This is a genomic window from Streptomyces sp. NPDC088746, from assembly GCF_044751065.1.
In the GTDB taxonomy this organism is placed as follows: domain Bacteria; phylum Actinomycetota; class Actinomycetes; order Streptomycetales; family Streptomycetaceae; genus Streptomyces.
Genome location: NZ_JBIVLA010000004.1, coordinates 571,642 through 586,844, shown reverse-complemented (window position 1 = coordinate 586,844; position 15,203 = coordinate 571,642). Strand labels below are relative to the sequence as shown.

The 15,203-nt window shown below is 71.9% G+C and carries 14 protein-coding genes; 11 read left to right on the top strand and 3 right to left on the bottom strand.

Annotation, left to right across the window (positions count from 1 at the left end; translation table 11 throughout):
* Genes ACIP63_RS21555 through ACIP63_RS21515 form a run of 9 tightly spaced genes read left to right on the top strand, consistent with a single transcriptional unit; the run spans position 1 to position 8,749 of the window.
* Positions 1-1,713, top strand: a complete 1,713-nt coding sequence (locus ACIP63_RS21555) for a dihydroxy-acid dehydratase (protein ID WP_401517833.1) — start codon at positions 1-3, stop codon at positions 1,711-1,713.
* Complete coding sequence (locus tag ACIP63_RS21550; protein ID WP_401517830.1) at positions 1,710-2,546, top strand: ABC transporter permease; 837 nt, start codon at positions 1,710-1,712, stop codon at positions 2,544-2,546. Before ACIP63_RS21555 ends, ACIP63_RS21550 begins: the two co-directional genes overlap by 4 nt.
* Positions 2,546-3,322: an ABC transporter permease gene (locus tag ACIP63_RS21545; RefSeq protein ID WP_401517827.1), complete on the top strand. Its 777-nt coding sequence runs from the start codon at positions 2,546-2,548 to the stop codon at positions 3,320-3,322. The genes ACIP63_RS21550 and ACIP63_RS21545 overlap by 1 nt, the downstream gene beginning before the upstream one ends.
* Complete coding sequence (locus ACIP63_RS21540; RefSeq protein WP_401517825.1) at positions 3,322-4,119, top strand: ABC transporter ATP-binding protein; 798 nt, start codon at positions 3,322-3,324, stop codon at positions 4,117-4,119. Before ACIP63_RS21545 ends, ACIP63_RS21540 begins: the two co-directional genes overlap by 1 nt.
* Positions 4,116-4,892 (top strand): alpha/beta fold hydrolase, encoded by a 777-nt coding sequence (locus ACIP63_RS21535; RefSeq protein WP_401517822.1) that lies wholly within the window; start codon positions 4,116-4,118, stop codon positions 4,890-4,892. Before ACIP63_RS21540 ends, ACIP63_RS21535 begins: the two co-directional genes overlap by 4 nt.
* Positions 4,889-6,232 carry an FAD-dependent oxidoreductase gene (locus ACIP63_RS21530; protein WP_401517820.1) on the top strand — a complete coding sequence of 448 codons (1,344 nt, stop codon included), beginning with the start codon at positions 4,889-4,891 and terminating at the stop codon, positions 6,230-6,232. The genes ACIP63_RS21535 and ACIP63_RS21530 overlap by 4 nt, the downstream gene beginning before the upstream one ends.
* 7 nt (positions 6,233-6,239) lie before the next feature.
* Positions 6,240-7,526: an aconitase X gene (locus ACIP63_RS21525; protein ID WP_401517819.1), complete on the top strand. Its 1,287-nt coding sequence runs from the start codon at positions 6,240-6,242 to the stop codon at positions 7,524-7,526.
* A complete protein-coding gene (locus tag ACIP63_RS21520) occupies positions 7,519-7,926 on the top strand; it encodes an aconitase X swivel domain-containing protein (RefSeq protein WP_401517816.1) in 408 nt (135 codons plus the stop codon). The genes ACIP63_RS21525 and ACIP63_RS21520 overlap by 8 nt, the downstream gene beginning before the upstream one ends.
* A gap of 4 nt (positions 7,927-7,930) precedes the next feature.
* The gene (locus ACIP63_RS21515) at positions 7,931-8,749 is read left to right on the top strand and encodes an SDR family NAD(P)-dependent oxidoreductase (RefSeq protein ID WP_401517813.1); all 819 of its coding nucleotides are present in this window, start codon (positions 7,931-7,933) and stop codon (positions 8,747-8,749) included.
* Positions 8,750-8,897: 148 nt separating this feature from the next.
* Here the strand turns inward: ACIP63_RS21515 and ACIP63_RS21510 are convergent, their stop codons facing one another.
* Positions 8,898-11,072 (bottom strand): acyl-CoA dehydrogenase family protein, encoded by a 2,175-nt coding sequence (locus tag ACIP63_RS21510; protein WP_401517810.1) that lies wholly within the window; start codon positions 11,070-11,072, stop codon positions 8,898-8,900.
* A 146-nt stretch (positions 11,073-11,218) separates the two neighbouring features.
* On the opposite strand from ACIP63_RS21510, the gene ACIP63_RS21505 reads away from it, so the two are divergent.
* Complete coding sequence (locus tag ACIP63_RS21505; RefSeq protein WP_401517807.1) at positions 11,219-11,827, top strand: TetR/AcrR family transcriptional regulator; 609 nt, start codon at positions 11,219-11,221, stop codon at positions 11,825-11,827.
* A gap of 33 nt (positions 11,828-11,860) precedes the next feature.
* Here ACIP63_RS21505 and ACIP63_RS21500 read toward each other — a convergent pair whose 3' ends face one another.
* A complete protein-coding gene (locus ACIP63_RS21500; protein ID WP_401517805.1) occupies positions 11,861-12,514 on the bottom strand; it encodes a TetR-like C-terminal domain-containing protein in 654 nt (217 codons plus the stop codon).
* A gap of 100 nt (positions 12,515-12,614) precedes the next feature.
* A complete protein-coding gene (locus ACIP63_RS21495) occupies positions 12,615-13,625 on the bottom strand; it encodes a LacI family DNA-binding transcriptional regulator (RefSeq protein ID WP_401517804.1) in 1,011 nt (336 codons plus the stop codon).
* A gap of 164 nt (positions 13,626-13,789) precedes the next feature.
* Here ACIP63_RS21495 and ACIP63_RS21490 point away from each other — a divergent pair, with 164 nt between their 5' ends.
* Positions 13,790-15,100 (top strand): MFS transporter, encoded by a 1,311-nt coding sequence (locus ACIP63_RS21490; RefSeq protein ID WP_401517802.1) that lies wholly within the window; start codon positions 13,790-13,792, stop codon positions 15,098-15,100.
* The last annotated feature ends 103 nt before the right edge of the window (positions 15,101-15,203 follow it).

Genomic DNA, 15,203 nt, shown 5'->3' with positions numbered 1-15,203 from the left:
ATGACCACCTCTCTCCGAAGCGACCTGCCGGCCGGCAGTTCCCGCTGGGCCGTCCGACGGGCCCAGTGGCGCTCACTGGGCATCACCGACGAGGAGATGGCCCGGCCCAAGATAGCCATCGTCAACTCCTCCTCGGACCTGGCCGCTTGCTTCGCCCACCTCGACGACATCGTCCCGGTGCTCAAGGAAGCGATACGCGGGGCGGGCGGCCTGCCCTTCGAGATCCGTACCGCGGCTCCGGCCGACTTCGTGACCAGCGCCGGCGCCGGCGGGCGGTACGTGCTGCCCACCCGCGACCTCATCGTCAACGACATCGAGGTCGTGGTGGAGGGCGCCCTGCTCGACGGCATGGTGTGCCTCAGCTCGTGCGACAAGACCGCACCCGCGCACATGATGGCGGGTGGCAGGCTCGACGTGCCCACCCTGCTCGTCGCCTGCGGCTACCAGCGCAGCGCCCTGCACGAGGACGGGGGCGCCGACATCGAGGACGTCTTCCTGCACGCAGGCCACACCGCTCTGGGCCGTACCTCCGCCGAGGACCTGCTCGCCATGTCCGAGGACGCCATCCGCGGCCCTGGAGTGTGCGCGGGGATGGGCACCGCCAACACCATGCACATGGCCGCCGAGGCGCTCGGCATGGCACTGCCCGGCACCACCCCGACCCGAGCCGACGGCCCCGCCATGTGGGACGCCGTCCGCTCGGCCGGCCGGCGCATCGTGGAGATGGTGCACGAGGGGCGGACCGCACGAACGGTGCTCACCCCGCAGGCGATCCGCAACGCGGTCACCGTCATGCTCGCGGTCGGCGGCTCGATCAACTCCGTCAAGCACCTCCAGGCCGTCGCCGTCGAGGCCGGACTGGACGTCGACGTGTGGCGGACCTACGAGGAACTGGCCGACCGGGTCCCTGTGATCACGGCGGTACGGCCCAACGGCCCCCATCTCATCGAGCAGCTCGACGACGCCGGCGGCACCCGCGGTGTCCTCGCCGCGCTGGCACCGCTGCTGGACCTCACCGCTGTCGGGGCCACCGGACGACCGCTCGGTGAACTCCTCGCCGAGGCACCGGAGTCCGACCCGCAGTTCATCAGGCCGCTGGGCGACCCGTTCTCCCGTACACCCTCGATCGTCGTCCTGCGAGGGTCCCTGGCGGCCGAGGGCGCGATCGTCAAACTGCCCGCCGACGAGGACCGGCCCACCGCCTTCCGCGGTCCGGCCCGCTGCTACCCCTCCAGGGAAGCGGCCGTCGACGCTCTCGCCGCGGGAGAGGTCCAGGCCGGAGACGTGGTCGTACTGCGCGGCATGGGACTCCACGGCGGTCCCGGCATGGCGATGGCCTCGGCGTTCGTATTCGCCCTCGACGGCGCCGGACTCGGCGAGAAGGTCGCGGTGGTCACCGACGGCCAGCTCTCCGGACTGGTCAACAAAGGCATCGTCGTCGGCGAGGTCTCTCCCGAGGCCGCCATCGGCGGCCCGCTCGGCCGGATCCACGACGGCGACCTGATCAGCATCGATCTCACCACCCGCACGGTGGACCTGGAGGTCGATCCGGACACCCTGGCCGGCCGCGAGACCGCCGCCACGGAGACCGTCCGTACCCCTGGCTGGCTGTCCGTGTACGACCGCACCGTCACCAGCCCCGCCTGCGGCTCCGTCCTGGCCCGGGGGGCCTGCGCGAGCGTGTGCGGGCAATCTTTGGGAGAAGTCCGATGAAAGTGCTCGAAGTCACCCGGCCGACCGAAGCCCCGCCGCCCGCTTCTCCGCCGCGCGTCCGCAGGCCCCGGCCCCGTATCGCTCCGCTGGTGGGCATCGCTGTCGCCGTACTCGTGGCCGAACTCGTCCCGCGTACGGGCCTCGTCGCGGACGGTGCGCTGCCCCCGCTCAGTGCCGTCCTGGCCGAGCTCGGCCGGGAATCGGCCGACGGCGCGCTGTGGGAGGCCCTGGGCAGCACGGTCCGCACCTGGGCCGTCGGACTGGTGGCCGCCGTCGCCGCGGGAGTGGTTGTCGGCGTGGCCATCGGGCTCGTGCCGGTGCTGCGCGCACTCACCGCCTCCACGGTGGAGTTCCTGCGCCCGATCCCCTCGGTGGCCCTCATCCCCGCCGTCATCCTCATCTTCGGCACCGGCTACGAGTCCGGTGTGGTCCTCATCGTCTACGCCGGTTTCTGGCAGGTGCTGGTGCAGGTGCTCTACGGCGTCCAGGACATCGACCCGGTCGCCTACGACACCGCCCGTTCCTACCGTTTCGGCCTGTGGGCCCGCGTCCGGCACGTCATCTGGCCGACCGCCCTGCCGTTCGTGTTCACCGGCATCAGGCTGGCCGCCTCGGTCGCCCTGGTCCTGGCCATCACCGGCGAACTGGTCATCGGTACCCAGGGCATCGGCCAGCTCATCTCCGTCGCGCAGAGCAGCGGGGCGACGACCGAGATGTTCGCGCTCGTACTGCTCACCGGAGTCCTGGGCGTCCTGGTCAACGTGGGCTTCCGGTACGCCGAACGGGCCACGCTCGGCTGGCACCCGTCCGTCCGGCGATCGGCAGGTTCCTGATGAACGTCCTGCGCCGCACCCTGTTCGCGCTCGGGCTGCCCGCCGTCCTCGTAGCGCTGTGGTGGATCACCAGCGTCAACAGCACCAGCTACTACTACCCGCCCCTGCCCGACATCTTCGACCGGTTCGGGGAACTGTGGCTGTCGTCCCGGTTCGTTGATGACGTCGTGCCCAGCCTGCTCCGGCTCCTCACCGGCTTCGCCCTCTCCGCCGTCCTCGGTGTGGCCCTGGGCGTCGTCCTCGGCCTGACCGACGCGCTGCGCCGTGGGGCCGAACCGGTGCTGGAGTTCCTGCGCGCCCTCCCGCCGACCGTGCTGGTGCCGGTCATCGCGATCGTCGCCGGCATCGGGGACGGCCCGAAGGTGCTGGTCATCGTCTCCGGCTGCGTCTGGCCGGTCCTGCTGAACACCGTCGAGGGCGTACGCGGTGCCGACGAGGTCATGGTCGACACCTGCCGCACCTATGGCATCACCCGCGGCGCGAAGCTGCGTCACATGGTGCTGCCCGCGGCGAGCCCGCAGATCGCGGCCGGACTCCGCCAGGCGCTCTCCGTCGGGCTGATCCTCATGGTCATCGGCGAGATGTTCGCCGCCACCAACGGTCTCGGCTTCAGCATCGTGCAGTTCCAGCGCACCTTCGCGATCCCCCAGATGTGGAGCGGCATCATCCTGCTCGGCCTCATCGGATTCGCGCTGTCCGCGCTGTTCACCGTCGTCGAGAAGCGGGCCCTGGGCTGGTACCTGGGCCTGCGCGAGTCGCAGAGGAAGAACGGCTGATGACAGACATGGTCGAGGTCAAGGGCCTCAACAAGGTGTACGAGTCCGCCGGTCACCGGGTGGAGGCGATCGGCGACATCACCTTCTCCGTCGCCCGCGGCGAGTTCGCGTGCATCGTCGGCCCCTCCGGCGCGGGCAAGACGACCCTGCTGAAATGCCTGGCCGGACTGCTCGCCCCCACGGCGGGGGAGGTACTGCTCGACGGCGCCCCCGTGACCGGGCCACCGCCCGGCATGGCCGTGGTGTTCCAGGAGTACGGCCGCAGCCTCTTCCCCTGGAAGACCGTGCGGCAGAACATCGATCTCCCGTTGCGGCAGAAGGGCCTGCCCCGCGCCGAACGCGACCGGCTGGTCGGCGACTCCCTCGCCGCCGTCGGACTCGCCGCCTCCGGCGACGCCTACCCCTGGCAGCTCTCCGGCGGTATGCAGCAGCGCGTCGCCATCGCCCGGGCCGTCGCCTACGAGCCGCAGGTGCTGCTCATGGACGAACCCTTCGCCGCTGTCGACGCACAGACCCGAGCCGACCTCGAGGACCTCGTCCGGTCACTGTGGCGGTCCCTGGGCATCACCACGCTGTTCGTGACCCACGACGTCGACGAGGCCGTGTACCTCGGCGAACGCGTCCTGGTCCTGTCCGCTTCCCCCACCCACGTCCTCGACGACGTCCCCATCGGACTCCCGGCCGAACGCGACCAGGTCACGAGCCGTTCGACGGCGGAGTTCGCCGAGCTGCGCACCCGCGTCCACCGGGGCATCCAGGACGCGAAGGCCGGCCGCCGCGCGGGAGCCGCCGCATGACCGCTTTCACCGACGAGGGGTCCGGCGACCCGGTCCTGCTCTCCGCCTCCCTGGGCACGACGGCCGCGATGTGGGCACCCCAGCGCGCACGTCTGCGCACCGGGCGGCGAGTGATCGCGTACGACCACCGCGGGCACGGCGCCGACCCGGCGCCCCCGGGACCGTACGACCTCGCCGACCTGGTCCACGACGCCGTCACCCTGCTCGACTCGCTGGAGATCGAGTCCGCCGACGTCGTGGGGATCAGCCTCGGCGGCACCGTCGGGCTCGCCCTGGCCGCGGAACACCCTGACCGGGTACGCAGCCTCGTCACCCTCAACGCGCCCGCGTTCGCGGACGACCCGGTCTTCTGGCGGCGCCGCGCCGCGGCGGTCCGTGAACAGGGCATGGCGGTGGCCACCTCGGGCCTGCTGGACCGCTGGTACGCCCCCGCCGTGGCGCAGGCACCGACGGCCCTGGTGCAGGACACCGTCGACGGCGTCGGGCGGCTCGACCCCGCGGGCTACGCGGCCTGCTGCGAAGCCATCGCGGGCGCCGACCTACGGGACCGGCTGGCCGGCATCCGGTGCCCCGTGCTCGCGGTGAACGGGCTCGCCGACGCCGTCGTCCCGGCCCACCACGCGCGGACGATCGCTGCCACCGTGCCCGGTGCCCGGCAGATCACGCTCCCCGGCGCGGGCCACCTGCTGAGCCAGGAGATCCCCGACCGGCTCCACACACTGCTGACGGACCACTGGACCACCGCCGCAGCCGACAGAAAGGCCACCCCGTGAACAGCTACGTCACGGAACCCACCCGTGAGACACCGGTGTTCGGCGAATGGGAGGTCGTCGTCCTCGGCGGCGGCCCCTCCGGACTCGCCGCGGCCACCGCGGCCGCCCGGGCCGGACGCACCACCCTGCTGGTGGAGAAGAGCGGATACCTCGGCGGCGCCGGCACCGGCGGTGGCCTGTCCACCTTCTGCGGCATGTACTCCAACGTCCACGGCGAACACGTCCTCACCGTCCGAGGACACGCCACCGAACTCCTGGAGCGCATCGACCGTCTCGGCGGACTCCGCGCCCCCCACCTGTCCTTCGCCGACCGCATCCAGGCACAGGCCTACGACATCCCGGCCTACCGCAGCGCCGCCGACGACCACGTCCTGTCCGCCGGAGCCCAACTCCTGTACCACGCCTTCGCGGTGGGCGCGATCACCGGCCCGGCGGGCGTCGAGGCAGTCGTCGTCGAATCGAAGTCGGGCCGCGGCATCCTGCGCGGCCAGGTGTTCATCGACTGCTCCGGCGACGGTGACCTGCTGGCCTGGACCGGGACGAGCCACGAGAAGGCCGACCCGCACGGCGACATGCTCTATCCGTCCACCATGTTCCGCATCAACGCCGTGGACGACGAGCGCGCCGGACCCGCGTGGAAGACGCTGCCGCGCCTGATGGACGAGGCCGTCGCCGCCGGCCGTCCCCGCTTCCCGCGCCGCGGCGCGATCGTCCGGCCCCAGCGCGACGCCATCGAGTGGCGAGCCAACGCCACCCAGTTGCGCAACACCGACGGCAGCGCGGTGGACGGCACCGACGTCTGGCAGCTCACCCACGGCGAGGTGCAGGGTCGCGCACAGGCCCAGGAGGTGTTCGGCTTCATCCGCGAGAACCTTCCCGGCTTCGAACGGTCCTACATCGTCGACATCGGCCCCGAGATCGGCATCCGCGAGACCCGACGCCTGCTCGGCCGGTACCTCCTCACCGAGGAAGACGTCCGCTCCTGTGCCCGCTTCGAGGACTCCATCGGCCTCAACGGCTGGCCGGTGGAGGCCCACGTCGACGGCGACCTCGACATCCGCTGGCCCTACGGGGACGACCCGGCGGGCTACAACCAGCTGCCGTACCGCATGCTCGTTCCCGCCGAAGGCCCCGGGAACGTGCTCGTCGCCGGGCGCTGCGCCTCCATGACCCACGGCGGCCAGTCCGCCGCGCGTGTCGCGGGGCCGTGCTTCGCCATGGGACAGGCCGCCGGCACGGCCGCCCACCTGGCACTCAAGGACCACGTCACGACCACCGAGGTCGACGTCGCACAGCTGCGCGACGAACTGGAAGGAGAGGGAGCGTGCCTGACACTGTGAGGAACTCGTGCTGCTGACCCCCGCCGACGAACGCATGCTGGCCGGCGAGGAGGGCCCAGCGATCCGCGCCGCCCTGGAACTACTCGTCCGATACGGCGAGTTGATGGGCGCCGAACGCCTCATCGACACCGACAACGTGTGCGGCGCCAACCTCTTCGGACCGCGCCACGCCCGGGTCCTCGGCACCACCGACCCGGCCGCCCTCTTCTCGCGCTTCTCCCTCGACCTCGACGAGACGGTCGACGTCCCGCCGTTCCGTGCGCACAGCTGTCAGCTCATCGGCCCCCGCGACCGGGACCGGTGGGACCTCCAGGGCGTCGCACCCGTGGACGCCGCCGCGATGGACGACAGCGAGCGCTACCTCGTGGACAAGGGCGTGGACCTCCTGTCGACCTGCACCCCCTACCAGGTGGGCAACGTGCCCCGGTTCGGTGAGCACTGCGCGTGGATGGAGTCCTCCGCGGTCGTCTACATCAACTCCGTGCTCGGAGCCCGGACCAATACCGAGGGCCGCGAGTCCTCGGCCGCCTCCATGCTCACCGGCCGCACTCCCTACTGCGGCTACCACCTGGACGGACACCGCCGCGCCACACATCTGGTCGAGGTACGGCACCCGGTCGTCACCACGGAGGACTGGAACGTCCTCGGCTACTGGGTGGGGGAGCAGGTCCAGGAAGCCGTCCCGGTCCTCACCGGACCAGGGCTCACCCACGGGGCGGGTGCACCGACCCCGGTGCAGCTCAAGCAGTTCGGCGCGGCCGCCGCCTCCTCCGGCGACGTCGAGATGTATCACCTGCCCGGCGTCACACCGGAGGCCCGGACGGTGGAACAGGCTCTGGCCGGGCGGGAACCCGACGCGGTCTCGGTCTTCGACGCCGCCGCGCACGCGGGGACCGTGGCATCGCTGAGCCGGACGGCCACCGACCGCGAGGTGGACTTCGTGATGATCGGCTGCCCGCACGCCTCATTGGAACAGGTACGCGAGGTCGCCGAGCTGCTGGAGGGCCGCCACCTCGCGGACTCCACCACCTTGTGGGTGTTCACTCCTCGCACCCTGCGCGCGATGGCCGAACGCAGCGGCTACGTCGAGACCATCGAGAAGGCCGGCGCACGCGTGCTGTCCGACACCTGCCCGGCGATCGGACAGTTCCTGCCGCCCGGCACGCGCGTGTTCGCCACCGACTCCGCGAAGCAGGCGCACTACCTGCCGGCCATCACGGGCGTACAGGGCTGGTTCGGCAGCGTACGGACCTGTGTCACCGCGGCCTTGGAAGGGCGGTGGCAGGATGCCTGAGCTGCTGTGTGGCACGGGCGTAGTCGCCGGGCGGGCCTGTGGACCCGCCCTGGTGTGCACCGCACCGGTGTCGGGGTGGGGCGGCATCGACCCACGGACCGGCATCATCGTGGAGAGCCGCCACCCCCAGCACGGGGCCAGTGTGGCCGGAACCGTGCTGGTGCTGCCCGGGGCCAAAGGGTCCTCCGGCTGGTCCGGGCAGTTCCACCTCGCCAAACTGCAGGGCACCGCGCCGTGCGCCATCGTGTTCACGCGGATGAACAGCAAGCTCGCCCTGGGCCTTGTCGTCCTCCACGTCCCGGCGGTGACGGGCCTGGACACCACCGGGACGATCCACACCGGTGACGTGGTGGAGGTCGACGGGACCGCGGGCACCGTACTGGTACGAAAGAAAGGCTGATCTGATGGACACCCTGCGCATCGACCGACGAGTGGTGCTGGTGACCGGCGCGGCGAGCGGGATCGGTCACGCGATCGCCCGCGCCTGCGCGGACGAAGGCGCCACGGTGCACCTCGCCGACGTGTCGGACGACGTCCACGAAGCGGCCGGGAAACTGACCGGGTCCGTCACGTCGCACGTGTGCGACGTGACGGACCCGGACGCGGTCCGCGCCCTCGTGGACGGCGTCGTGGCCGCTTCGGGCCGCCTCGACGTCGCCTTCCTGAACGCGGGGGTCAACGGCGTACCTTCCCCGCTCCAGCCCGGCGGGGCGATCGACGAGCTGCCCTTCGAAGCATGGCGGAGGGTCATGGACGTCAACCTGGACGGGCTGTTCCACTGCCTCCAGCACTGTGCCCGGGTCATGAAGCGGCAGCGGTCAGGGAGCATCGTGGTCACCGCCTCCACGGCGGGCCTGCGCGCCGAACCACGCGTCAGCTACCCGTATGTCGCGTCCAAGTCCGCCGTCGTCGGCCTCGTCCGCCAGGCCTCGCTGGAACTCGCCCGCTTCGGCGTCCGCGTCAACGCCCTGGCCCCGGGACCGGTGGTCACCAACATCGGCGGCCCGGGCCCCCGGCCCGAGGCCGCCGTCGCCGCGTGGGAGAACTCCGTCCCGATGCGGCGCTGGGGAAGGCCCGACGACATCACGGGAGCCGCGCTCCTGCTCGCTTCCGACGCTTCGTCCTGGATGACCGGAGGAGTCCACGTCGTGGACGGCGGCGCCTCGGCCCTCACCCAGGTCCCGAGCGAGATGCTCCCGGCCCCCGGGCCCGGGACTGCCTGACGGAGCGCGGCGTCGCCTCGCGGCAGCAGCGGAAACGGTGCTGACGGTCGGCCGGGGCGCGGACGTCCCGCCGGTGAGCTGGGGCACGGCCTCGGTGAGCGAGAGACGGACCAGCCGGTCCGGCGCTCGCCGGCGGGACAGCGGAGGATCAGCGGGGCAGGCCGAGGGCGCGGGCGATGAGGCCGCGCTGGATGTCGTTGGTGCCGCCGCCGACGACGTACATGACGGACAGCCGCAGGCCGTACTCGAACGCTCCGCCGCCGGGCACGCCCGGCACCTCGGCGGACAGCGCCGCGTCGGGCCCGAGGATGTCCAGGACGGCCTCGCCGAACCGCTCGGCGAGCTCGCCGCCGAGGACGCCCGCCATCGGCGGGGCCAGGCGGGCTCCGGCGTCCTGCGAGGTCGCGCCGATCGCGGAAGCGACCAGCGCGCGGGTGGCCTGTACCCCGACAGCCAGCTCCGTCAGCAGGGCACGGGCGTGCGAGCCACGGGGCCCGACCGTCCCCTCCGGGTTCTCACGGACGTGGGTGAGCAGGTCGTCGAGCTGGCGGTGCAGAGCGGCGGCGATGTTGCCCATGGTGATGCGCTCGCCGGCGAGCGCGTCGGTGATGACCTTCCAGCCGCCGTCGACCGCGCCGACCCGCATGCTGTCGGGCACCCGGACGTCGTCGTAGAAGACGGTGCAGGAGATCTCGCCGGACAGCGCGCGGTGCTGCTGCACGGTGATGCCGGGGGTGTCCATGGGGATCAGGAACATGGTGATGCCCGCGTGCCGGGGAGAGGCGTCCGGATCGGTGCGCACCGCCAGCCAGACCCAGTCCGAGGTGTGCCCGCCGGTCGTCCACAGCTTCTGACCGTTGATCACCCAGTGCCCCCCGCTTCCGGCTTCGTCCGAGCCGGAGGCGGTCCCCTCCTCGCGCACCGCACGGGTGCGCAGCGAGGCGAGGTCGGACCCGGCCTCCGGTTCGCTGTAGCCGAGGCAGAAGGACAGCTCACCGCGGCGGATCAGCGGCAGGAAGGTGTCCTGCTGTTCCTGGGTGCCGTGCTTGAGGATCGAGTTGCCGAGCAGCATCACGGCGCCGAGCGCCTTGCTGATCGGCGCGCGGCGGTACGCGGTCTCCTCGTTGAGCACGACCTGCTCGGCCAGCGTGGCGCCGCGGCCGCCCTTCGACTCGGGCCAGGCGAAGCCGAGCCAGCCACGGTCGGCGACCGCCTGCACCAGTTCGCGGTCCAGGTCCATGGTGCTGCCGCCCAGCCGGTCGGCGAACGTGTCGAAGAGCGCGCGCACCTCGGCGCGGAACGCCTCACCGGTCTCACCCAGGTCGGCCACCGGGAGCGAACCGTTGCCCTCCACCAGTACGTCGCCGACGTCTCCGGCGGCACGCGGCAGGGTCCTCAGCCGGGTGACGTCACCGTGGACGCGACGGAAGAGCCAGGGGGCGTCGTGCTCCTCGAAGTAGCCGATGGCGGCGAGGGTGTGCTGGGCGCCGAGCTGAACACGCGGAGCGGAGGCCGCGGCGTGCGCCACGGCGATCTCGGCCGCCAGCAGCCGGTCCGGCGTGTTCTCCTCAAGGGCGCGTACGGCGTCGGTGACCAGCAGATCGCCGGCGCCCACGTCGATCTGACAGGTCGCGACGCGCTGCTGGACGGCTCCGAAGGAACCGATGACCTTGCCGAACTGGCGGCGCTCCTTGGCGTGGGCCACGGCCATCTCATGGGCCCGCTCGGCCGCGCCCAGGGCCCGTACGGCGAGCTGGAGCCGCAACAGGACCACGGCCTCGTCGGCGGTCGCCGCATCGACCTCCACCGAGGTCTCCGGGGCACCCGGCGTCACGCGGGACCAGGCGGGGACGGCGAGCCCGGCCGTCTCCTCCGCCTCCTGGAGCGGGCGCAGCAGCGCGGTGCCGCCGGACGCGGGGAACGTGAGGAGGTGGGTCGCCTGCTGCGCGGCGTCGAGGTGGCGGATCTGCGCCCCCGTGCCGTCGTCGACCGAGGCGACGACGCGGATCTCCCCCGCGGCGATGCCGTCGCGCAGCTCGCCGTCCTGCGGGAAGAGGCGGGTGGCGACGAAAGCGTCCATCACGGGGAGCGGGCACGCCACACGCCCGAGTTCGCGTACGGCGGCGACGGCCGCGGCGATGGCCCCGTCGCCGCCGAGCTCCAGCCAGCCGAGCTCGGCGGCGGTGCGCCACAGCTTGGCCAGATCACCGTCGGCAGCGGAGGTGGGGGCCGGCCAGAGGCGTGCCAGAGTTCCGCGCACGCTGTCGGCGAAGGCCGCGACCTCGTCGGTGTCCATGGGGGTGAAGGCTGTGTCGGCAGACATGAGTTCCTCGGAGCGTCGACGTGGATACGAGCACCTGAGGGGCAGGTGCCCATTAACGGAACGGAATACGTCCGCAATCGCACTGTAAAACGGACGGATGCCGTTCAGCAATAGCCATAGGCTCATCGATGGAGGAATATGGCGCCATGACGACATCGAGGGCCGCGCCGGGAAGGCCGCGCGACGACCAGGTGGACCGACGGGTGGCCGACGCCGCGGTCGCCCTGTACGGGGAGAACGGCTGGGCGTCCTTCAGCATCGAGGCGGTGGCGCGCCGGGCGGGCGTCGGCAAGGCTTCCGTCTACCTGCGCTGGCGGAACAAGGAGGAACTGCTCGTCGAGGCCCTGACCCTGAGGCTCGGCCGCGTCTCGGACGTCGACACCGGCACGGTCCGCGGTGATCTTGTGCAACTCGTCGGCCAGCTGCTGGCGCTCTATACGGGGGAGGGCGGCCCGGCCGCTCTGCGTCTCGGCCTCGAAGCGCTCGGCATCCCACGGCTCGTCGAGTGCTACGAGGAGCTGGCGCAGGCGCAGATCCAGGCCGCGCGGGCCGTCGTACGCCGGGGGATCGCGCGCGGCGAGCTACCGGGGGACACGTCGGTCACGTTTCTCCTCGACGCACTGTGCGGCGGCGCGATGAACCACGCGCTGACCGTGCCGTTGTCGCTGAGGCCCGTCCTGCCGGAAGCCGCCGCGGAGTACGCGGAAAGGTTCGTCGACTTCGTACTGGCTTCCGTGCTGGCGGACAACGCGTAGCCGTCCCTGGCCGCCGTGGCGGTCGACAGGCTGTTACGGCTCGCAGCCGGGTCGCGCACAGCGGCAGCAGGCTCCCCGTAGGACGAGCGCCACCAGATCGGCCGCGAAACGCCGGTCGCGCTCGTCGGGGCCGCGGTCCGGACCGGCAGGTGTGGCCAGCACGTGGCCGACCACTCCGCCGCTGACGGCTTCGAGCAGGACCGTCGTCGATGTGTCCGGCGGAAGGTCGCCGCGCTCGACTGCACGGTGGACGATGGTACGCGCCGACTTCACCCGCGCGGTGTTGATCTCGCTCCACGACTTGGCCAGCAACTCGGGATGCGCCCGGGCCTCGACGAACAGGCGCAGCCCCGCGAGCCCGGCCGATCCGCTCAGGTGGAAGGCGAGCAGCTCCCGGGCCAGGGCGAGCAGGTCGTCGTGGATGTTTCCCGTGTCGATGGGCTCGATGACCAGTGCGTGCGCGTCCAGGGCTGCCAGCAGCAGCTCCTCCTTGTTCTGCCAGCGGCGGTACAGGGCCGCCTTGCCGGCCGCGGCCCGCCGCGCGACCGTGTCGAAGGTGAATCCGGACCAGCCGGCCTCCGCGTACACGTCCAGTGCGGCTGTCAGCGCACGTTCCTCCACGCCGGGGTCGCGGGGGCGCCCGGCGGCTCTGCGCTGTGCCGAGGCGGTGTCGGTCCGTGCGGTCATGGGCCGGATTCTCGCAGATGCGGCGGGCGCAACGTACGTACGTGCGAGAGGCGGCGAGCGGCTACCCCGTCGCGCCGGCCGGTGGACGGGGCGCGACAGCTCAGGACGTCTCGCGGCGCACCAGCAGGGGGGTCGCCAGCACACCCGCTACCAGCGCTTCCGAGCGAGCGGGCCGCTCCAGCAGGGAGCGGATCGCGTGGCACATGTGGTCGGCCATCTCCACGGGATCGAGCGCGACCGAGGAGAGCGCCGGCCGCAGGTAGGTGGCGATGGGCAGGTTGTCGGCGCCCACGAGTGCGATGTCGTCCGGCATCGTCGCCCCCTGGTCGCCCAGTGCGCGGTGCAGCAGCGCCCCGTACTCGTCGTTGTAGGTGAACACCGCGGTCGGACCGCCGGGCCGCCGCACGGCTGCGGCTGCCGCCGCCGCCGACTCGTGCGTGGCCTCCATGGCGATCGCCTCGCTGTGCGCGCCGGCCGCACGAGCGGCGGTCCCCAGTCCTGCGGCACGGGCGCGACCCAGGCCCTCCAGGGGCCCGGCGGGAACGATCGCCGCGAGGCGCCGGTGGCCGGCGGCAAGCAGGTGCGCTGCCGCTGCCTCACCGACCCGCCCCTGGTCGAACTCCAGGGTGTCGGCCCAGGGCAGGGGGCGGTCGGCGATCATCAGGACCTCGGTCCCGGCGCGGCGCAGCAGGGCGACCGAGGACTTCGTGCACCGGTCGGCTGCCACGAGGACCGCCGCCGGGCGAAGTTCCGCCCACATGCGCGCCGCCGCCATGCCGGTGCTTCGGCGATCCCCGTGCACGAGCAGGGTCAGGCCGCTGTCACTGAGCTTCTCGGAGAGATGTTCGATGGTTGCGTCGACCATCATGCCGCGCGGGAGCCGGGGGAGCGGCATCAGCACCAGCCGACTGATCCCCGCCCGCAGCTGGCGCGCCGACACGTCGGGAGCGTAGCCGAGCTCCTGCACGGCAGCCAGAACACGGTCGCGTGTGGGTTGCGCGATGCGCGAGTTCGGGACGTCGTTGACGACGAGCGAGACCGTGGAACGTGACACGCCTGCCAGTCGCGCGACATCCGCGCTCGTGGGCGCGCGTCCGGCGGCTGAGTTCACGGGCGTCTCCTGAAATCTGTTGCTTCGGTCCCGAATCCTAGCGGGGGCTTCACAAAGCTGCTCACACGTGTGAACATCGGAGCGAGCTGCTCACACGTGTGAGCAGCGCTGCTCCAGGGCCGTACGAGCCGCGCGAACCGCGCCGGGACGCCGACGCCCTCCCCATGACTGACAACGAGGTCACCGTGATCACATCTAGATCCGGGCACCGTGCCGGCTCCGGCACCGCGCCCGTGGACGAGTCCGGCACCGGGCCCGGACGCCCGTCCGGTGAACGCCGCCTGCTGGGCGGCCTCATGGCCAACAGCGTCGCGCTGTACGCCGTCTACGGCGCCGTGCCCGCCGTACTGCTCGCCGACCTGGTCGGCGAGGTGGACCCCGACAACAAGTCCACCGCGCTGGGCGTCATCAGCGCCATCGGCGCGATCGCCGCGCTGCTGGCCAACCCGATCGCCGGAGCACTGTCCGACCGCACCCGCAGCCGCTTCGGACGCCGCGCGCCGTGGATGGCGGGCGGCGCACTGCTCGGCGGACTGTCGTTGATCGCGGTCGGCTCGGGCAACAGCCTCCTGTGGATCGCCGTCGCCTGGACCCTCACACAGATATTCTTCAACGGCCTGCAGGCACCGCTGACCGCGGTCGTCCCCGACCGCACGCCCGTGCACCGGCGCGGGGTGTTCTCGTCGGCGGCCGGCCTGGCCCAGATGATCGGCGCAACCGCCGGTACCGCGCTTGCCGCGGGTTTCGCCAACGCGCTGGGCCTCGGATTCGCCGTCTTCGGCCTCCTGGTCATCGCCGGTACGGCCGTGTTCCTCCTGCTCAACCGGGAACCCTCCAGCGCCGGCGCACCCGTGACCCCGTTCCACCTGAAGACGTTCCTGGCCGGTTTCTGGGTCAGCCCGCGCCGGCACCCGGACTTCGCCTGGGCCTTCCTGGGCCGCTTCCTGATGATCCTGGGTTACTACAGCGTGTCGTCCTACCAGCTCTACATCCTGGAGGACTACATCGGTCTGAGCCACGACCGCGCCCATGACCTGCTGCCGCTTCTCAGCGTCGCCATGCTGCCCGGCATGATCATCATGATCGTGGTGATGGGTCCGCTGTCGGACCGCATCGGCCGCCGCAAGCCCTTCATCATCGCCGCGTCACTCGGCATGGCACTCGCCCTGGTCGTGCCGTTCATCGTCAGCTCGCAGGGGGCCATGTTCGCCTTCGCCGTGATCGCGGGACTCTCCTTCGGTACCTATATGGCCGTGGACACAGCCCTGATGACCCAGGTCCTGCCCAACCAGGGGGACGCCGCCAAGGACATGGGCGTCCTCAACATCGCCAACTCCGCACCCCAGGCCCTGGCCCCGGCCCTGTCCGCCGCCGTCATCGGCCTGCTCGGCGGGTACCGCCCGCTGTTCGCCGTCGCGATCGTCCTGGTCGTGGCCGCCGCGGTGAGCGTGCGGCCGATCCGCTCGGTCCGCTGACCGTCGTCCCCCGAACCGGGAGGGAAGGCTGCCACTCCGGCTGCCCCCTTCCCCGAGTACCCGCCCGCACCTGATTCCGGTCGGCGGCGGGTCCCGCACCACC